A 17,219-nucleotide genomic window follows, 5' to 3' on the forward strand; every position below is an offset into this window, starting at 1 on the left:
AGGGAGACAGAGGGGGTCAGAGCAGCTTGCGTGCGGCCCGCCGCAAGTCGTACTCGTGGATGATTGCTTTGGCGTGCCCATAGGCCAGGTTGTGCTCCGCGCGGAGCCAGCTGACCTTCTCCTCGAAGCGGATGAGAGAAGGGCCTTCGTCCACGGCGCGGATCCAGTCGGAGATCTCACGACCGGTGCAGTGGGGGATGCGGGCGATCAGATTGCGGTGGGTCTCCTCGGAGAAGACTTGGGACATCGGCGCCTCCGGACGCGTCGCGATGTGTTCCGTCCTTCACGACACCGTGCCTGAGCGTGGGGACGTTGGCAACAGTCCCGCCCGGGCGCATAAGGTCGCCGGGTGCTTGATACGACGCCTTTGACGGCCGCAGTGGACCAATTCGCCGACCGGTTGCGGGCCGCCCCGCAGAGCCGCCTGCAGCGGGGGGCGGCGACCGAGGCCCTCGCTCTGGCCAGGGAACTGGCGGCGTGGGGGCAGCGGATCGAGGCGCCGGACGAGGAGCCGCGGGAGATGCCGGACGCCGGGATGTTCGCGGCGGCCGATCAGATCACGGTCGCGGGGCGGGATCTGGCTCTTGTGCTCACGGACGAGGGTCAGCTCGCGGAGGCGCTGACGCTCGTGGAGAAGGCGCAGAAGCGCGCCGGGGTGTGACCGACCCCGGCGGGTGCCGGGGCCGCTGCGGTCAGACCGAGGCGATGACGCGGTCCGCCAGGATGTAGACGTTCTCGGTGCCGCACTCGAAGGTCAGCGCGTAGGCACCGGAGACTCCGGAGCCGCCGAGCAGGACCGGGGCGTGGCCGTCGCGCAGGGCGTCGGCGAGCAGCTCCGCGGTCTCGCGGTGGCCCGGGGTCATGCAGAGCGTCGTGCCGTCCGCGAAGACGTACACGTCGAGCGTGCCGAGCGGGCCGGGGCGGACGTCGGCGAGCGCCGTACGGGCGTCGGCCAGTTCCTCAAGACAGGCGACGGTGCGCTCGTGGTCGCCGTTGACGGGGGACTGCACCGGCACGAAGTCCGGGTGCGACGGGTGGCGGCGGCGGGCCGCGGCCAGCTCCGGGGAGTCGCTCGCGAAACCGTCGGCCGGATCGGCGTACGGCTCGATGACCGGCTCCAGGCTGTCCGCCTCCAGGCCCGAGAAGTCCGCCTGGCGGGGCAGGAACAGCTCGTCGGCCATGTCGGAGAGGCCCGGCAGGCCACTCAGTAGGGAGGGCGCGTCCGAGGCGTCCCGGGCTTCCTGGGCGGCCCAGAAGGCCCGCGCCTCGGCCAGCTCGCGCTCCCGTTCCTCGGCGAGGGCCTCGGCGACAGCCGTGCGTATCTCGTCGGTGTCCGGTGTCGTGCGGGCTGCGGGCACGGTGACGTGTGCGGTCGCCGAGTGGCTCTGGGCCAGCTCGGTGCGCAGTGTCGTGATCTGCTTCCGAAGCCCGTGCACGGCGTGCAGGGCGGCGGCACCCACGGCCGTGGCAGCGGCCGTGGAGAGCAGCAAGGCAATAGGCAAGGCGCTCACTGACGTACTCCCGGTTTCAAGTCGACCCCCGACTTCCTACATCAGCTTGAAGCCTGCACGATCCACCTGTCAGTGCATTACGTCACGAATTGGACAGGTCTTTCGGCCCGGTGTTTATCCACAGATGTGCTCTGAGCTGGGCATATGCATCTCCCCCAGGAGATAGGTCACATCCTGGGGGAGATTGAGTCACGAATCAATGGAGAGGCAGGGGTTCCGCATGGGTCCAGAGGGGCCCGGAGGGCTTCCCGCGGATCAGCTGAGGCGCTCGATGACCATGGCCATGCCCTGGCCGCCGCCGACGCACATGGTCTCCAGGCCGAACTGCTTGTCGTGGAACTGGAGGCTGTTGATGAGCGTGCCGGTGATGCGGGCGCCGGTCATGCCGAAGGGGTGTCCGACGGCGATGGCGCCGCCGTTGACGTTCAGCTTGTCGAGCGGGATGTTCAGGTCGCGGTACGAGGGGATCACCTGGGCGGCGAAGGCCTCGTTGATCTCGAAGAGGTCGATGTCGTCGACGGTGAGACCGGCGCGGGACAGGGCCTGCTTCGACGCCTCGACCGGGCCGAGCCCCATGATCTCGGGGGAGAGGCCGGTGACGCCGGTGGAGACGATGCGGGCGAGCGGGGTCAGGCCGAGCTCGCGGGCCTTGGTGTCGCTCATGATCACGAGGGCGGCGGCGCCGTCGTTGAGCGGGCAGCAGTTGCCCGCCGTGACCAGGCCGTCGGGGCGGAAGACGGGCTTGAGGCCCTCGACGCCTTCGAGCGTGACGCCGGCGCGGGGGCCGTCGTCCTTGCTGACGACGGTGCCGTCGGGGGTCGTCACCGGGGTGATCTCGCGCTCCCAGAAGCCGTTCTTGATGGCTTCCTCGGCGAGGTTCTGCGAGCGGACGCCGAACTCGTCCATGTCCCGGCGGGTGACGCCCTTGGCGCGGGCCAGGTTCTCGGCGGTCTGCCCCATCGCGATGTACGCGTCCGGGACCAGGCCGTCCTCGCGGGGGTCGTGCCAGGTGGAGCCCTCGCTCTGGGCGACGGCCGCGGTGCGGGCCTCGGCGTCGGCGAAGAGGGGGTTGTGGGTGTCGGGGTGGTCGCTGGTCCCGTTCTTGCTGCGGGACACCATCTCGACGCCGGCGGAGATGAAGACGTCCCCCTCGCCCGCCTTGATGGCGTGCAGGGCCATGCGGCTCGTCTGAAGGGACGAGGAGCAGTACCGGGTGATGGTGCAGCCCGGCAGGTGGTCCATGCCCATCTGTACGGCGACGATGCGGCCGAGGTTGTGCCCCTGCTCGCCACCCGGCAGACCGCAGCCGAGCATCAGGTCGTCGATGAGCTTCGGGTCGAGCTCCGGCACCTTGGCGAGGGCGGCCTCGATGATCGTGGCGGTCAGGTCGTCCGGCCGCAGATCCTTCAGCGAGCCCTTGAAGGCGCGGCCGATCGGGGTGCGGGCGGCAGAGACGATCACGGCTTCGGGCATCACGGCACTCCAGTGACGAGGGGGCAGGACTCCCTGGGAAGTTACCTGCACGTAATGCCCCGGGTCATCGCCCGGGGACTGTGATGCGGACCGCATTTGTCTAAGCGCTTGCTCAGGGCTTGCTCGGTGGTGGCGCTGCCGGGCGGACGGGTGGGTGGGCGGGAGCCATCCGGCGCGAAGCGCCGGGCCAGTGGGCGACGACCCGCAGCGCCGCACCGGCGTGGCGTCGCACCGGCGTGACGACGGGACCGGCGTGGTGACACACCGGCCCCGCCCCGCCAAGCGCAGCGTCACTGCGGCAAGGGCGACGCGTCCGGGGCGTGGATGCGGCGGCGTCGGCGTCGTTTGATGAGGGCCCAGGGGCCCCGGGGCCCGGTGGGCATCGCGGCTGCCACCTCCGTGCCACCCTCCGAGGCGGCCTGCGCGGCCGCCCGTGCCACCGGCAGGAAGCCCTCCCGGCGGGACACATCGGGGCGCTCCTCCTCCGGCCACAGGCCCAGCGCGGCGCACAGCGTCGGCAGCACCGCCATCGCCGCGGTCGCGTACCCCTCCGCGGAGGGGTGGTAGTTGTCGGGACCGAACAGCTCCCGGGGGTTCGCCAGGAACTCGGGGCCCAGCAGGTCCCCGAGCGACACCGTCCGCCCGCCCTGCTCGACCACCCCGATCGTCTGCGCGGCAGCCAGCTGGCGTGACACCCTTCGGGCCATCCAGCGCAGGGGCTGGTAGACGTTCTCGACCGTTCCCAGGTCGGGGCACGTACCGACCACCACCTCCGCCCCGGCCGTCCGCAGCCGCCGCACCGCCGACGCGAGCAGCCGCACGGACCGCGTCGCCGGCATCCGGTGCGTCACGTCGTTCGCACCGATCATCACCACGCAGACGTCCGGCACCCAGGACGAGGCATCGGACAGGAGCAGCGTCACCTGGCGGTCCAGGTCGTCCGACTGGGCGCCCGGCAGCGCCACGTTCCGCAGCTCCACCGGCCGCTCGGCCACCGCGGAGAGCCCCGCGGCGAGCAACGCGGCGGGGGTCTGCCTGGCCCGGTAGACCCCCTGGCCCGCGGCGGTCGAATCGCCGAGCATCGCGAACCGCAGCGGCTCCGCGCCGTCCGGCCGGTCCGCGAACCCCCATCCGTAGCGTCCGTCCGCCCGCGGTGGAGCCGGATGCTCCCCGCTGTTCCCGACGGACCGCTTCGCCAGCTGTACCTCGGCGAGCACCACGCCCACGGTCGCCGCCCCGAGCAGCCCGATACCTCCGCCGCCGTAAGCCGCGCCCGCGGCGATCCGCCGCGCCACCCTCGCCCTCGACATGCCCTGCAGCCACCTCCTCGTACCGCCCTACATCAACTCATTGCCCCGTAAGGACGGTCGGCCAATCGCAAGCGGAGGTGAACGACCGAACGGGAGCCTTACGCTGACGACACCCATTCGTCGCACTACATCGCAGCCCGGAGACAACGGTGCAATTCCACGACTCGATGATCAGCCTCGTCGGCAACACCCCGCTGGTGAAGCTCAACAACGTGACCACGGGCATTCAGGCGACCGTCCTGGCCAAGGTCGAGTACTTCAACCCCGGCGGATCCGTGAAGGACCGCATCGCGCTGCGCATGATCGAGGCGGCCGAGCAGAGCGGGGAGCTCAAGCCCGGCGGCACCATCGTCGAGCCCACCTCCGGCAACACCGGGGTCGGCCTCGCCATCGTGGCCCAGCAGAAGGGCTACAAGTGCATCTTCGTCTGCCCCGACAAGGTGTCCCTTGACAAGATCAATGTGCTGCGGGCGTACGGCGCCGACGTGGTCGTCTGCCCCACGGCCGTCGACCCCGAGCACCCGGACTCGTACTACAACGTCTCGGACCGCCTGGTGCGCGAGACGCCCGGTGCCTGGAAGCCCGACCAGTACAGCAACCCGAACAATCCCCTTTCCCACTACCACTCCACCGGCCCCGAGCTGTGGGAGCAGACGGAAGGGAAGATCACCCATTTCGTCGCGGGCATCGGGACCGGCGGCACCATTTCCGGGACGGGCGGGTACCTGAAGGAGATCTCCGAGGGCAAGGTCACCGTCGTCGGTGCCGACCCCGAGGGCTCCGTGTACTCCGGCGGCTCCGGGCGGCCCTACCTCGTCGAGGGCGTCGGTGAGGACTTCTGGCCGACCGCGTACGACAGGAACGTGACCGACGAGATCATCGCGGTGTCCGACAAGGACTCCTTCCAGATGACCCGGCGCCTGGCCAAGGAGGAGGGGCTCCTCGTCGGCGGCTCCTGCGGGATGGCCGTCGTGGCCGCGCTGCGCGTCGCCGAGCGGCTCGGCCCGGACGACGTCGTGGTCGTGCTCCTGCCCGACTCCGGGCGCGGCTACATGAGCAAGATCTTCAGCGACGAGTGGATGAACGACTACGGATTCCTGGAGCAGGCCGGTGACCAGCCTCGCGTCGGCGACGTACTGAGCCGCAAGGTGGGCGGCCGACTGCCCTCGCTCGTTCACATGCACCCCGAGGAGACGGTCGGCGAGGCCATCGACGTACTGCGTGAGTACGGCGTCTCGCAGATGCCCATCGTCAAGCCGGGCGCGGGCCACCCGGACGTGATGGCCGCCGAGGTCATCGGCTCCGTCGTCGAACGCGAGCTCCTGGACGCCCTGTTCGCCCAGCGTGCCTCGCTCGGCGACCCGCTGGAGAAGCACATGTCGGACCCGCTGCCGCAGGTCGGCTCCGGCGAGCCCGTCGCCGACCTGATGGCCGTGCTCGGCCGCGCCGACGCGGCGATCGTCCTGGTCGAGGGCAAGCCGACCGGTGTGGTGAGCCGTCAGGACCTGCTGGCCTTCCTGGCGGAGCAGCAGGGGCAGTAGTCCCGGATGTGCCGGATCCGTGGTCCGTGGGGCGAACTTCGCGGAAGTGGTACGAGCGCGACACGTCCGCGCAGCACCCGCTTAACACGGCTCCGGCACATTGGTGGTTGTCGGCGTACAGGAATTCCGGAGCGGCTCCCGGACCACTGAACGCCCGGACTGCGGCCCGGTCCTGACCCGGCCACAGTCCCTCGCGGGGACCGCCGTCGTCCCGCCCCCTGGTGAACCGGGGGTGCGGCGGTCCCCGCGCACGGACTTCGTGGCTCCGTCTCCGGCCGCAGCGCGTGACGCCCCCTCACCCCCCGCTCAGTACCCCTGGATCTGTGCCGCCGCATGGCTCACCTGGGCCGTGTGCGTGACCCAGCCCGTGGCCGTGCGCAGGTGGAGCTGGAAGGCCGTCGGCTCGGGGCTGTAGCCCATGGGCCGGTCCGGGCTCAGGGCCAGGGAGCTCTGGAGGTACGTCGACGGGGCGGTCGACAGGGTCGTGTTCGCGTACGCGCCGGTGATCGGGCGGTGCACGTGGCCCGCGAGGACCCGCGCCACGTGCGGGTGGCGGGCGATGACCCGGGCCAGGGCGCCGCCGTCAGTGAGGCGCATGCCGTCCAGGTACGGGATGCCGATGTCCGTCGGCGGGTGGTGCAGGCAGACCAGGGCGGGGATCTCCGGGCGGCCCGCCAGCGTCTCGTCGAGCCAGGCGAGTTGGGCCTCGCCCAGGTGGCCGTGCGGGGCGCCGGGCACGTTCGTGTCCAGGGCGATCAGCGTCAGGTCGGCGTACTCGACGGCGTAGTGCGTGGTGTGTCCGCCGCCGAGCTGCGGCTCGCCGCCGAACGCCTTGACCAGCGCCGCCGGGTCGTCGTGGTTGCCGGTCGTCACGTGCAGGGGCAGCGGGAAGCCCGCGACGAGCTCGCGCAGCTGCTCGTACTCGGCGGGGCGGCCGTGTTCCGTCAGGTCGCCGGTGATCACGACGCAGGTGGGCCGGGGCTCCAGGGCCAGGACGCGGGCGAGCGCGCGGCGCAGACCCGCCGCGGGCTCGGCGGCCAGGGCGCCGGTGGTGAGGTGCGGGTCACTGAGGTGCGCGACAGAGGTGGTCATGGGGGAACGGTCCGCCGCCGGGCGGGGGCCGCGCCACCGGTCCCGCTCAGAGCGGAATCCGCTCAGCCGGCCGGGGGCCGGGCCCTCAGTCGTCCCACTCCGCCTTGCGCCCGCGGTCCTTGCCGCGCCCGAAGCTCAGGCCCCGCATGGAGTGCACCGCGTTCACGCCCACGATGCCGCCCCAGGTGACGAACAGGCCGGGCAGGTCCGCGTTGACCACACCGATCGCCGAGAGCGGGATCGCCAGGATCAGCGAGACGATGCCGAACCCGAACCGCTCGCCCCAGGAATCCACGGGGTTGTTCGGCGCGCGGGACCCGCGGGCGACGACCATCTGCTGCTCGGCCATGTGCCGGCGCAGCCGCCGGTCGATGGTGCCGTCCAGGCGCTGCTCGACCTTCCCGAGGAACGAGTCGACCAGCGCGGACTCATACTCTTCGCCTAGCTCTCTGCGGGCGTGCAGAGTGGCGTCGAGTTCCTTCTTGAGTTCGGCGTCACGGGCTTCCATAAGCTTGTACGGTACGCAGCGGCCGGGGGCCTGACAGTGGGGCTAACCCCCCTTTCTCAGCGGGCGCCGGCCCCAGTCCCGGCCCCGGCGTGCTCGGGCTCCGCCGCCGGGATGTGCGACGTGTCGCGGCGGGCCAGCAGCCAGTACAGGACCGCCGGGACGACCAGGCCCACGATCCACGAGATGTCCGCGCCGCCGAGCGGCTCCACCAGCGGGCCGGTGTAGAAGTGCGTGGCGAGGAAGGGGAGCTGGGCCAGGATGCCCACTCCGTAGACCGTCAGCGCGTCCCAGCGCCAGGCTCCGTACCGGCCGTCGGGATCCGAGAGCGCCGGGATGTCGTAGCGCTCCTTGGAGATCAGGTAGTAGTCGACGAGGTTGATCGCCGACCACGGCGTGAAGAACGTCAGCAGGAACAGCAGGAAGTCCTTGAAGGACGTCAGGAAGCTGTCCTTGCCGAGCAGCGCCACCACCGTGCCCGCGACCATGATCAGGGCGATGTACGCCGTCCTGCCGCGCGGCGAGAGCGTCTTCTGGCCGCGGAAACCGCTGATGCTGGTCACCATCGACATGAAGCCGCCGTAGGTGTTGAGCACGTTGATGGTGAGCTTGCCGAGCGCGATCACGAAGTACAGGACCGACGCGATCAGGCCCGTGCCGCCCAGGCCCACCACGTATCCGACCTGGTTGGCGAGGAACGCGTCCCCCGCGCTCGCCGCCACGAGCACGCCGAACGTCATCGACCACTGCGAGCCGAGCGCCGACCCCGACAGGGTCCACCAGAAGGTGGCCCGCCCCGACGTCGTACGTGGCAGATAGCGCGAGTAGTCCGCGACGTAAGGACCGAAGGCGAGCTGCCAGGACGCCGAGAGCGACACCGCGAGCAGGAACATCGGCAGGTCGAAGTGCGCGTCGTTCAGGAGCGCCGAGAGGTCCACGCGGTCCAGGAGACGGATGCCCAGGTAGATGAAGGCCAGCGCGCAGATCACGCTCGCCACCCGGCCAAGGGCGTGGATCACGCGGTAGCCGATCGCGGCCATCACCGCGGTGACCACAGCGAAGACGATGATGCCGGTGGTGTCGTTCGTGTGCGTGAGCTCGGCCGTGGCCTGTCCGGCGAGGACGCTGCCGCTCGCGAAGAAGCCGACGTACATGAGGATGACGAGCAGGAGCGGCACGACCGCGCCGCGCACCCCGAACTGGGCGCGCGACTGGATCATCTGGGGCAGCCCCAGCTTCGGTCCCTGCGCGGAGTGCAGGGCCATCACGGCGCCGCCGAGCAGATTGCCGAGCAGCAGGCCGATCACCGACCACACCACGTCGCCGCCGAAGACGACGGCGAGTGCGCCGGTGACGACCGCGGTGATCTGGAGGTTGGCGCCGAGCCAGAGGGTGAACTGGCTGAACGCCGTGCCGTGCCGTTCGTCGTCGGGGACGACGTCGATGGAGCGCCGCTCCACGAGGTCTTCAGCTGCCATGATCCGGTGAACTCCCTGCTGCCTGCCGGCTTCTTGCGGATGAGCTACTTCTTGCTGATCCCGTGCTTCGCCGCCCAGTCGTTCGCGACGTCCTCGGGGTCCTTCTTGTCCTTGTCCACCAGGCGGTTGAGCTCGGTGAGGTCCTTGGTGGTCAGCGCGTTGCCGAGGCGGCCGAGCGCCTTGCGGACCGTCGAGTCGGCCTTGCGGTCGGCGATGAGCGGCACGACGTGCTGGCCGGGGATCAGGTTCTTGGGGTCGGTGAGCACGACCCACTTCTCCGCGACGATGTCCGTGTCGGTGGTGAAGAGGTTCGCCACGTCGACGTCGCCCTTCTTCAGGGCGCCCTTCACCAACGGGCCGGAGGAATCAAGGGACTTGAACTCCTTGAACTCCACGCCGTACACGTCCTTGAGGCCCACCGAGCCCACCGTGCGCTTCTTGACCTCGGGTGCGGCGCCGATGACGAGCTTGCCGTTGTGCTTGGCGAGGTCCGCGAGGGACTTGAGGCCGTACGTGGCGGCGGTCTCCCGGGTGACGACGAAGGCGTCGGAGTCCTCGGCCCTGCCGTAGGGGAGGATCTGCAGGCCGCGCGGCAGGACCATGGCGAGGGCGTTCTGCATCTCGCCCTCCTCGGTGGCCTTCGCCTTGGCGTCGAGGTAGTGCAGGAGCGCGCCCTGGTACTCGGGCAGGAGATCGATGTCGCCGCCCTTGAGCGCGGGGATGAGGATCTCGCGGGTGCCGAGGTTGGGGCGGACGGAGGTCTTGACGCCCTCCGCTTCGAGCGCGGCTGCGTAGAGGTAGCCGAGCACCTGGTTCTCGGTGAAGTTGGCGGTGCCGATGGTGACGCCGTCCTTGCTGGAGCCACCGCCTCCGCCGCCGGAGCCTCCCCCGTCGAGGGAGGTGATGCCGCCGCTGCAGGCGGCGAGCGCGGGGACGGACGCGGCGGCGAAGAGTCCGCCGATCAGGGTCCTGCGGTTCATGGGGGCCATCTGGGTTGCTCCTAGGCCGACTTGGCGGGGCGGTGGCGGAAGAGGGCGCGCTGCAGTCCGGAGAGCGCGAGATCGAGGACGACGGCGACGACCGCGACGAGCACGGCACCGCCGAGCACCTGCACGAGGTCGCGCTGGGCGAGCCCGTCGAAGACGTACCGGCCGAGCCCGCCGAAGGAGACGTACGCGGCGATGGTGGCCGTCGCGACGACCTGGATCAGCGCGAGCCGGAGCCCGGTCATGATCAGCGGCAGCGCGAGGGGCAGTTCGACCTGGAAGAGGACCTGGTGCCAGCGCATGCCCTGGCCGCGCGCGGCGTCCCGCACCTCGGGGTCGACGGCGGTCATCCCCGCGTATGTGTTGGTGACGATCGAGGGGACGGCGAGCGCCACGAGGGCGATGTAGACCGGCCACATGGACAGGCCGCTGGCCAGGAAGACCAGCACGACGAGGCCGACCGTGGGCAGCGCGCGCCCGAAGCTGGAGAGGTTGATCGCGAGGAAGGCGCCGCGCCCGGTGTGCCCGATGAGCGTACCGACAGGGAGTGCGATCGCGGCGGCGATCAGGGTGGCGAGCAGCGAGTACTGGAGGTGCTCGGCGAGGCGGTGCCCGATGCCGTCGGACCCGGCCCACTGCTCGCCGCTGACCAGCCAGGCGCCGAGGTCCTTGAAGAGTTCGTACATGTCACGCGCTCCTCTTGCGGCGGGTCCAGGGAGTCAGGACGTACTGGAGGGTGACCAGCAGCGCGTCCGCGACGAGCGCGAGGAGCAGGGTCAGGACGACGCCGACGATGACGGGGGTGGGGAAGTTGCGCTGGAAGCCGTCCGTGAACAGCTGTCCCAGACCGCCGTCGCCGATGTAGGTCGCCACGGAGACGAGGGAGATCGCCATGACCGTCGCGATCCGTACGCCCGCCATGATGACCGGGAGTGCGAGGGGGAGTTCGACGGTGAGGAGGGTGCGCATCGGCCGGGTGCCCATGGCTTTCGCGGCTTCCTTCGTCTTGGCGGGGACGGAGTCCAGGCCCTCGACGGTGTTCCGCAGGAGCACGACGAGCGTGTAGATCGTCAGGCCGATGACGGTGGTGGTGCGGGTGAGCCCGCTGACCGGCAGGAGCAGCACGAAGACGGCGATGGAGGGGATGGTGAACAGGACGTTCGACAGGCCCAGGAGCAGTCCGCGCAGGGCGCGCACGCGGTGGGCGACGACGGCCAGGGGGAGCGAGATGAGCAGGCCCAGGAGTACGGCGGTGAGGGCGGCCTGCAGGTGGGAGAGGGTGAGGGTGGTGAGATCGTCGGTGTGGTCGGCTATCCACGACCAGTCGACGGTCATACGTCCACCGTGCTTGCCTCGGTGTGGACGTGCCCCGCGTGGTCGTGGATGTCGTCGCGGGACGTGACGCCGGTGAGGATGCCCGCAGCGTCGATCCGGGCGACCAGGCCGCTGGGGGCGGCTATCGACTCGTTCAGGGCGGAGAGCAGCGAGTCCGTGTCGCGCAGGGGGCGTACGGGGACGTCGGCGGCTGTCGCGTCCTTGTGCCGCCAGGCCACCGGGGCGCCGGCCGGGTCGAGGCGCAGCGTCCAGGCGCCGCCCTCCGGGGCCGGCCCCTGCGGGACCTCGGCGAGCGTCGTCAGGGAGAGCAGCTTCAGGCCGCGCTCCGCGCCCAGGAAGTCCGCGACGAAGTCGTCCGCCGGGCGGGCCAGGAGCTCGGCGGGGCTCGCGCACTGCACGAGGTGGCCGCCGGTGCGGAAGACGGCTATGCGGTCGCCGAGCCGTACGGCCTCGTCGATGTCGTGCGTGACGAAGACGATGGTCTTGTTCAACTCCCGCTGGAGGCGCAGGAGTTCGTCCTGGAGCTGGGTGCGCACCACGGGGTCGACCGCACCGAACGGCTCGTCCATCAGGAGCACCGGCGGGTCGGCGGCCAGCGCGCGGGCCACGCCCACACGCTGCTGCTGGCCGCCCGAGAGCTGGTGCGGGTAGCGCTTCCCGGCGTCGGCGGCCAGGCCGACCGTCTCCAGGAGCTCCGCCGCCCGTGCCCGCGCCTTCTTGCGGCCCCAGCCGAGCAGCAGCGGCACCGTCGCGATGTTGTCCAGGACGGTGCGGTGCGGGAAGAGCCCGGACTGCTGGATCACGTAACCGATGGAGCGGCGCAGCTCGGCGGCGTCCTGTTCCAGGACGTCCTTGCCGCCCACCCTGATCGTCCCGGAGGTCGGGTCGACCATCCGGTTGATCATGCGGAGCGTGGTCGTCTTGCCGCAACCGGAAGATCCGACGAGGACGGTCACGCCCCCTTCCGGCATCTCAAGGCTGAGGTCGTGGACCGCGGTTGTGCCGTTCGGGAAGCGCTTGTGGACCGTATCGAATTGGATCATGAGGAGTCCCTTGCCCGGCTGTATATCGTCATGCAGAGTTCTCGTTGACTGAATAGATTGTCAATAGCTTGTCCACGCCCCGGCGTAAATCACTGGTAACGAGTGGTCGCAGGGCAAGACTGAGCGTCCGGTTGAGGAGGAATTACGAGTGATGTCGTCTCGTATCGCGGACAGGGCGACCGACGCCAGTGACTCGGTCGTCGTCCTGGACGGCCGGGGACTGATGGTCGCAGATGTCGTACGTATGGCCGAATCCACCGCAAAGCCCGTTCCCGGCACGGACGGGATGAAGCGCGTGGAGCTCTCCTGGAACGCCGCCCGGGAAATCGCGTCCTGGGGTCGCGTCTATGGCCGCTCCACCGGCGTCGGCGCCAACCGGAATGAGTCCGTGCCCACCGAGGCGGCCTCCGACCACGGTCTGCGCCTGCTGCGCAGCCACGCCGGAGCGATCGGCGATGAGCTGCCCGCGCGGCAGGTCCGCGCCATGCTCGCGGTCCGCGCCAACCAGCTCCTCGCCGGCGGCGCGGGCCTTCGCCCCACCGTCGTCACGGCGCTCTGCGAGGCCCTGGAGACGGGCGCCTACCCGAAGGTCAACGAATTCGGCTCGGTCGGCACGGGCGACATCGCCGCCCTCGCGCAGATGGGCCTCGCGCTGGCGGGCGAGCACCCCTGGCAGGGCGAGGGCGCGGCCCCCGCGCCGCAGCCCCTCGACAACAACGACGCCCTCGCCCTGATCAGCAGCAATGCCCTCACCCTCGGCCAGGCCGCGCTCGCCCTGCACGAACTGCGCGGCCTCATCGCGGCGACGCAGGTGGTGGCGGCGCTGACCTTGATGGCCGTCGACGGTTCGTACGAGGCGTACGCGTTGCCCGTGCACGAGGCGCGGCGCCACTCGGGCTCGTACGCGGTCGCCGAACGGATGCGGCTTATCCTCGGCGCGCCCGACCGCCCCACGCCACCGCTCGGCCGCATCCAGGACCCGTACGGCCTGCGCTGCGTGCCGCAGATCCACGGGCCCGCGCACGACGCGGCGGACGCGCTCGAAGACGTCCTCACGGTGGAGATCAACGCGGCGGCCGAGAACCCGCTGATCTCGGCGGACGACATGGCGGCCTACCACCACGGCGGCTTCTACCTCGCCCAACTCGCCCTGTCCCTGGACCACTTCAGGCTCGCGGTGACGCAGGCGGCGCGCCTGTCGACGTCACGCCTCTCGACCCTGAACGAACCGGGCTTCACCCGCCTGCGCCCGTTCCTCGCGGACGGCGAACCGGCGTCGTCGGGCGTGATGATCCTGGAGTACGCGGCCGGGGCGGCCCTCGGTGACCTGCGGGCCTTCTCCGCGCCGGCGTCGCTCGGGCACGCGGTGCTCTCCCGCGGTGTCGAGGAGCAGGCCAGCTTCGCCTCGCTCGCGGCACGTCAGACACTGCGGGCCTGCGAGGCGTACCGCCTGGTCGTGGGCTGTGAACTGGTCGCCGCCGTAAGGGCGTTGAGGCAGCGTGACATGCGGCTCGACCCGGAGCTGCCGGTCGGCAGGGCCTTCGAACTCGCGGACGCGGTGCTCGACGCGGAGCTGGCCGACCGGCCGTTGACGGATGATGTGACGGTGGCGGCCGGGCTGCTCGACCGGTTCACCGAGCTGTGGCTCGGCCTCGGGTCCGGGAGCGGAGCGGCCTTCGAGGGGCACGGTGTGGTGAGGGGAACGGTATGAGTGACAGTCCTGCGGCGCGGCTGCAAGTGCTCTTCGAGGGCCACCGGCTCACGCCCACGCAGCGGCGCATCGCGCACTGCATGGTGCGGCGGGCGGCGGACGTCCCCTTCCTCTCCAGCGTCGAACTCGCGGAGCTCGCCGGGGTGAGCCAGCCCTCGGTGACCCGTTTCGCGGTGGCGCTCGGCTTCGACGGATATCCGGCGCTGCGCAGGCACCTGCGGGAGCTGGCACCCGCGGAGGCGGCGGGCGAGGCCTCCCTGAACGAGTACCAGCAGGCGGTCGAGGCGGAGATCGCCAACCTCCGGCACCTGGCGGAGGTGCTCGCCGACCCGGCGCCGGTCGAGCGCGCCGGACGGCTCCTCGCCTCGTCCCGCCCGTTGCCCGTCCTGGGCCTGCGGGCCGCCGCGTCCCAGGCGTACGGCTTCTCGTACTTCGCGGCGAAGGTCCACCCCGACGTCCGCCTCCTCGACGAGGGCGGCACGATGCTCGCCGACCGGATCGACGCGGCGGTACGGGCGGGCGCGTCGGCGCTCCTGTGCTTCGCGCTGCCGAGGCATCCGCGGGAGGTGGTGGACGCGCTCGCCCATGCGCGGGGGGCGGGTCTCTCCGTGGTGACGGTGGCCGACTCGGCGTTCGCCCCCGTGGCGGCGCACTCCGATCTGCTCCTCCCGGCTGCCGTCGGCACGGGCCTCGCCTTCGACACGGCGTGCGCGCCGATGCTGCTGGGGCGCGTCCTGCTTGAGGCCATGTGCGACGGACTGCCCGACGCGCAGGCGCGGTTGGAGGAGTTCGACGCGGGGGCCGCGGCGCGGGGGCTGTTCGTGGAGTGAGTGGTGAGTTGGTGAGTGAGCGCGCGAGGGCGGGCCGGGCCCGAAGGCCCGGCCCGCCGCGTTCCCGTCCGGGGCTCAGACGTCCAGGTTCGCCTCGATGCGTTTGAGCTGATGCCGGGCCATGGCCAGATTGGCCCGGTCCTTGTCGAGGGCCACATAGAGGAAGAGCCCGCTGTTGTTGCGTCCCTTGATCAGCCGGATCAGGTGGTACTGGCTGCTGAGCGAGATCAGGATGTCCTCGATCTCGTCCTTGAGGTCGAGGAGCTCCATCGTGCGCAGCTTGGCGCGCACCACGTCGGTGTTGCCCGCCGCGGCGACGTTCAGGTCCAGGTCCTTTCCGCCGCCGATCGTGCCCAGCGCCATGCCACTGGTGTAGTCGACCAGGGCGGCGCCGATGACTCCCTCGATCGAGGTGGTCACTTCCTTGAGCGATGTCTCTGCGTTGGCCATGACTTTCGCACTTCCTTTCCGTCTGCTGGGCGTCCGCGGTGAAGGGGACGATGAGGGTGTTGAAGGTGTGGTGGGGGACATGGGTCAGGTTTCCTCCGCTCGTTCGACGGCGGCGTCGACCAGTTCGCCGATGAGCACGCTGGAACGGCGGCCCTCGAGATGGAGCCGGCCCACGTTGACGCGGGACTCGGCGAGCAGCGTGAGAACGGCGGACGAGCCGGCCGTGTAGGTGGCCACATAGCCGCCCTCCCCGCGGATGAGCAGTTCGCGGAAGCCGCCCTGGTGCGTCGCGTCGGAAAGACGCAGGGCCACTCCGAGCGCCGCCGCGGTGAGGGCGCACAGGCCCTCCGGCTCGACGTCCGGTGCGTCCTGCGCCAGCACGAAGCCGTCGACGCTGGCCGTCAGGGCGCCCTTGAGCTGAGGAATCCTGGTCCGCAGCCGTTTCAGTTCGACGAGTACGTCGGCTTCGGCAGCCATCAGCTCTCTCCTCCCGGCGCGCTTCCAGAGCGCGAAAAACTTCATGGGCACGGGGGCCAAGTCCCTTGAGCGGCACGGACATTCACAGGCTTGCCTCCAGCGCGTCACGCACCCGGCGCAGCAGGGCGACATCAGGTTCGGCGCAGTCGCCCGGGACCGCGGCCGGGGCGGGCAGCACGGGCCGGGCGGGCTCCGGTGCCCGCGGTGCTTCCACGAGTCCGGCCGCGGCGAGCCGCCTGACCTCGATCAGGGTGTGGAAGGACGGGCGGCCGAGGGCCCAGGCGATGGCCGTCGGCGTACGGACGCCGTCGGCGAGCCGCAGCAGCGCGTCCTGGCGTCCGGTGACCGTCTGGCCGGGCGCGGGCCGGCGCGCCACGACGGGGGAGGTGTCCAGCTCCGGACAGGGCCAGACGCTGTCGAGGAGGGCCCGGCGCCGCCGGGTCTCCCGCTCCAGGGCCTCGGCGGCCACCGGGCGCACCCGGCCGAGCCAGTGCGCGACGCCGTAACGGAACCGCGTGGGTCCGCTCGCCGGGCCGAGGACGAAGAACGCGGCGTCGAACAGCGCGCCTATGTGGCACACCTCAAGCTCGCCCGCGGTGACCCGGCCGCTGTCTATGAGCTGCTGCCCCACCTCGTTGCGGGTCCCCGCGAGCGAGAGGGCCTCCTGCCAGCCCTGCGGTGGCAGCGCGCCGCCGGCCGTGAGCAGGACGTCTATGCCCGGCGCCGCGGGGCTCTCCGCGTGCACGACGCGGCCCTCGACGAGGTAGAGGGTGCCCTGGTCGCGCAGCAGCGCGCCGGTCGCCCGCTCGGCGGCGAGGCGCATCAGCATGGGCGAGGTGGCGGCCGCGGTGATGCGCAGGGTGTTCACACCAGCACCAGCCGCTCGGAGAGGTCGCGCAGCCGCATGCGGGCGAGCGCGAGGTTGCCGGTGTGCCGGTCGAGCCAGAGGTAGAGGAACACGCTGCTGTCGAAGGTCGTCTCGACGAAGCGGATCAGATGGAACCCGGTCCTCGTGGTGAGCATGAGGTCCTCGACGGGGAGCCCCTTGCGTTCGTCGTCCGGCGCCGAGTCCAGCGCGTCGTCCCTGGGGGCGAACGCCTGGTACTCCGCCGCCGACCGCGCCACCTCCGCGGTCTCGGCCGCGGTCGCCTCATGATCGCCGCCGGGAGGATCGCCGACCGAACCGAGGGCGAGCCCGCTGGTCCAGTCGACGATCGCCGCACCGCGCGCACCGGGCAGTGTCATGGCTTCGAGCAGACACTCGTCGATTCCGGGCACGCGGCTCCCCTTCCCCAGGGTTGAACCGGGTGGCCCCTACCACCCGACCGGGGGCTCAGCGCCTTCCGGTGTGAGGAAGGTACGCAGAAGTGGTGGAGAGTCCCAGGAAATGGGCACTTTCCAGGGGAACATGCCCGACCTCGACGGGATCGGGGCGACGAGAGGCTAGCTTGGGCCCACGCCTGACCGATTGTGGTGA

Annotated in this window: 19 protein-coding genes; 4 read left to right on the top strand and 15 right to left on the bottom strand. The window is 70.9% G+C overall.

Features of this window, described 5'->3' with window-relative positions; translation table 11 throughout:
- Window positions 1–16 precede the first annotated feature (16 nt).
- On the bottom strand, window positions 17–247 hold the full coding sequence (locus OG302_RS24945; RefSeq protein ID WP_371528814.1) for a DUF4287 domain-containing protein: 231 nt from the start codon (window positions 245–247) through the stop codon (window positions 17–19).
- A gap of 102 nt (window positions 248–349) precedes the next feature.
- On the opposite strand from OG302_RS24945, the gene OG302_RS24950 reads away from it, so the two are divergent.
- A complete protein-coding gene (locus OG302_RS24950; protein WP_371528815.1) occupies window positions 350–661 on the top strand; it encodes a hypothetical protein in 312 nt (103 codons plus the stop codon).
- A gap of 31 nt (window positions 662–692) precedes the next feature.
- On the opposite strand, the gene OG302_RS24955 is transcribed toward OG302_RS24950, so the two are convergent.
- From OG302_RS24955 to OG302_RS24965, 3 genes are all read right to left on the bottom strand, one after another.
- Window positions 693–1,511, bottom strand: coding sequence for a hypothetical protein (locus OG302_RS24955; RefSeq protein ID WP_361832626.1), 819 nt, complete (start codon window positions 1,509–1,511; stop codon window positions 693–695).
- 255 nt (window positions 1,512–1,766) lie between these two features.
- Entirely contained in the window at window positions 1,767–2,984 is a 1,218-nt protein-coding gene (locus OG302_RS24960) for an acetyl-CoA C-acetyltransferase (RefSeq protein ID WP_371528816.1), read from the bottom strand.
- Window positions 2,985–3,274: 290 nt separating this feature from the next.
- Window positions 3,275–4,294 carry an SGNH/GDSL hydrolase family protein gene (locus OG302_RS24965; protein ID WP_371528817.1) on the bottom strand — a complete coding sequence of 340 codons (1,020 nt, stop codon included), beginning with the start codon at window positions 4,292–4,294 and terminating at the stop codon, window positions 3,275–3,277.
- Window positions 4,295–4,443: 149 nt separating this feature from the next.
- Between OG302_RS24965 and OG302_RS24970 the strand changes: the two genes are divergently transcribed.
- Entirely contained in the window at window positions 4,444–5,835 is a 1,392-nt protein-coding gene (locus OG302_RS24970; protein WP_361832632.1) for a cystathionine beta-synthase, read from the top strand.
- Between the two features lie 306 nt (window positions 5,836–6,141).
- On the opposite strand, the gene OG302_RS24975 is transcribed toward OG302_RS24970, so the two are convergent.
- From OG302_RS24975 to OG302_RS25005, 7 genes are all read right to left on the bottom strand, one after another.
- Window positions 6,142–6,927, bottom strand: a complete 786-nt coding sequence (locus tag OG302_RS24975; RefSeq protein ID WP_371528818.1) for a phosphodiesterase — start codon at window positions 6,925–6,927, stop codon at window positions 6,142–6,144.
- 85 nt (window positions 6,928–7,012) lie between these two features.
- Window positions 7,013–7,435, bottom strand: a complete 423-nt coding sequence (locus OG302_RS24980) for a hypothetical protein (RefSeq protein ID WP_371528819.1) — start codon at window positions 7,433–7,435, stop codon at window positions 7,013–7,015.
- Between the two features lie 56 nt (window positions 7,436–7,491).
- Entirely contained in the window at window positions 7,492–8,910 is a 1,419-nt protein-coding gene (locus tag OG302_RS24985; RefSeq protein ID WP_371528820.1) for a cytosine permease, read from the bottom strand.
- Between the two features lie 44 nt (window positions 8,911–8,954).
- Window positions 8,955–9,890, bottom strand: coding sequence for an ABC transporter substrate-binding protein (locus OG302_RS24990; protein ID WP_371750220.1), 936 nt, complete (start codon window positions 9,888–9,890; stop codon window positions 8,955–8,957).
- A 20-nt stretch (window positions 9,891–9,910) separates the two neighbouring features.
- Window positions 9,911–10,582, bottom strand: a complete 672-nt coding sequence (locus OG302_RS24995; protein ID WP_371528821.1) for an ABC transporter permease — start codon at window positions 10,580–10,582, stop codon at window positions 9,911–9,913.
- Window position 10,583: 1 nt separating this feature from the next.
- Entirely contained in the window at window positions 10,584–11,231 is a 648-nt protein-coding gene (locus tag OG302_RS25000; RefSeq protein ID WP_361832642.1) for an ABC transporter permease, read from the bottom strand.
- Window positions 11,228–12,274 carry an ABC transporter ATP-binding protein gene (locus OG302_RS25005; protein WP_371528822.1) on the bottom strand — a complete coding sequence of 349 codons (1,047 nt, stop codon included), beginning with the start codon at window positions 12,272–12,274 and terminating at the stop codon, window positions 11,228–11,230. Before OG302_RS25005 ends, OG302_RS25000 begins: the two co-directional genes overlap by 4 nt.
- Window positions 12,275–12,425: 151 nt before the next feature.
- Here OG302_RS25005 and OG302_RS25010 point away from each other — a divergent pair, with 151 nt between their 5' ends.
- Together OG302_RS25010 and OG302_RS25015 are read left to right on the top strand one after the other, a co-directional pair.
- Entirely contained in the window at window positions 12,426–13,985 is a 1,560-nt protein-coding gene (locus OG302_RS25010; RefSeq protein WP_371528823.1) for an aromatic amino acid ammonia-lyase, read from the top strand.
- Window positions 13,982–14,815 (top strand): MurR/RpiR family transcriptional regulator, encoded by an 834-nt coding sequence (locus tag OG302_RS25015; protein ID WP_371528824.1) that lies wholly within the window; start codon window positions 13,982–13,984, stop codon window positions 14,813–14,815. The genes OG302_RS25010 and OG302_RS25015 overlap by 4 nt, the downstream gene beginning before the upstream one ends.
- A 75-nt stretch (window positions 14,816–14,890) precedes the next feature.
- On the opposite strand, the gene OG302_RS25020 is transcribed toward OG302_RS25015, so the two are convergent.
- From OG302_RS25020 to OG302_RS25035, 4 genes are all read right to left on the bottom strand, one after another.
- A complete protein-coding gene (locus OG302_RS25020) occupies window positions 14,891–15,265 on the bottom strand; it encodes a hypothetical protein (protein ID WP_361832650.1) in 375 nt (124 codons plus the stop codon).
- An 84-nt stretch (window positions 15,266–15,349) separates the two neighbouring features.
- The gene (locus OG302_RS25025) at window positions 15,350–15,742 is read right to left on the bottom strand and encodes a roadblock/LC7 domain-containing protein (protein WP_363211634.1); all 393 of its coding nucleotides are present in this window, start codon (window positions 15,740–15,742) and stop codon (window positions 15,350–15,352) included.
- Window positions 15,743–15,824: 82 nt separating this feature from the next.
- Window positions 15,825–16,571: a transcriptional regulator gene (locus tag OG302_RS25030; RefSeq protein ID WP_371750221.1), complete on the bottom strand. Its 747-nt coding sequence runs from the start codon at window positions 16,569–16,571 to the stop codon at window positions 15,825–15,827.
- A gap of 35 nt (window positions 16,572–16,606) precedes the next feature.
- The gene (locus tag OG302_RS25035; RefSeq protein ID WP_371528825.1) at window positions 16,607–17,020 is read right to left on the bottom strand and encodes a hypothetical protein; all 414 of its coding nucleotides are present in this window, start codon (window positions 17,018–17,020) and stop codon (window positions 16,607–16,609) included.
- Window positions 17,021–17,219: the final 199 nt, after the last annotated feature.

The organism is Streptomyces sp. NBC_01283, assembly GCF_041435335.1.
GTDB lineage: Bacteria > Actinomycetota > Actinomycetes > Streptomycetales > Streptomycetaceae > Streptomyces.

Excerpts from the sequence above, each read along its gene's own strand:
- OG302_RS24945 (WP_371528814.1), bottom strand. The coding sequence starts at position 247 with ATGTCCCAAGTCTTCTCCGAGGAGACCCACCGCAATCTGATCGCCCGC.
- OG302_RS24960 (WP_371528816.1), bottom strand. The coding sequence starts at position 2,984 with ATGCCCGAAGCCGTGATCGTCTCTGCCGCCCGCACCCCGATCGGCCGC.
- OG302_RS24965 (WP_371528817.1), bottom strand. The coding sequence starts at position 4,294 with ATGTCGAGGGCGAGGGTGGCGCGGCGGATCGCCGCGGGCGCGGCTTAC.
- OG302_RS24975 (WP_371528818.1), bottom strand. The coding sequence starts at position 6,927 with ATGACCACCTCTGTCGCGCACCTCAGTGACCCGCACCTCACCACCGGC.
- OG302_RS24980 (WP_371528819.1), bottom strand. The coding sequence starts at position 7,435 with ATGGAAGCCCGTGACGCCGAACTCAAGAAGGAACTCGACGCCACTCTG.
- OG302_RS24985 (WP_371528820.1), bottom strand. The coding sequence starts at position 8,910 with ATGGCAGCTGAAGACCTCGTGGAGCGGCGCTCCATCGACGTCGTCCCC.
- OG302_RS24990 (WP_371750220.1), bottom strand. The coding sequence starts at position 9,890 with ATGAACCGCAGGACCCTGATCGGCGGACTCTTCGCCGCCGCGTCCGTC.
- OG302_RS24995 (WP_371528821.1), bottom strand. The coding sequence starts at position 10,582 with ATGTACGAACTCTTCAAGGACCTCGGCGCCTGGCTGGTCAGCGGCGAG.
- OG302_RS25000 (WP_361832642.1), bottom strand. The coding sequence starts at position 11,231 with ATGACCGTCGACTGGTCGTGGATAGCCGACCACACCGACGATCTCACC.
- OG302_RS25005 (WP_371528822.1), bottom strand. The coding sequence starts at position 12,274 with ATGATCCAATTCGATACGGTCCACAAGCGCTTCCCGAACGGCACAACC.
- OG302_RS25010 (WP_371528823.1), top strand. The coding sequence starts at position 12,426 with ATGTCGTCTCGTATCGCGGACAGGGCGACCGACGCCAGTGACTCGGTC.
- OG302_RS25015 (WP_371528824.1), top strand. The coding sequence starts at position 13,982 with ATGAGTGACAGTCCTGCGGCGCGGCTGCAAGTGCTCTTCGAGGGCCAC.
- OG302_RS25020 (WP_361832650.1), bottom strand. The coding sequence starts at position 15,265 with ATGGCCAACGCAGAGACATCGCTCAAGGAAGTGACCACCTCGATCGAG.
- OG302_RS25025 (WP_363211634.1), bottom strand. The coding sequence starts at position 15,742 with ATGGCTGCCGAAGCCGACGTACTCGTCGAACTGAAACGGCTGCGGACC.
- OG302_RS25030 (WP_371750221.1), bottom strand. The coding sequence starts at position 16,571 with ATGCTGATGCGCCTCGCCGCCGAGCGGGCGACCGGCGCGCTGCTGCGC.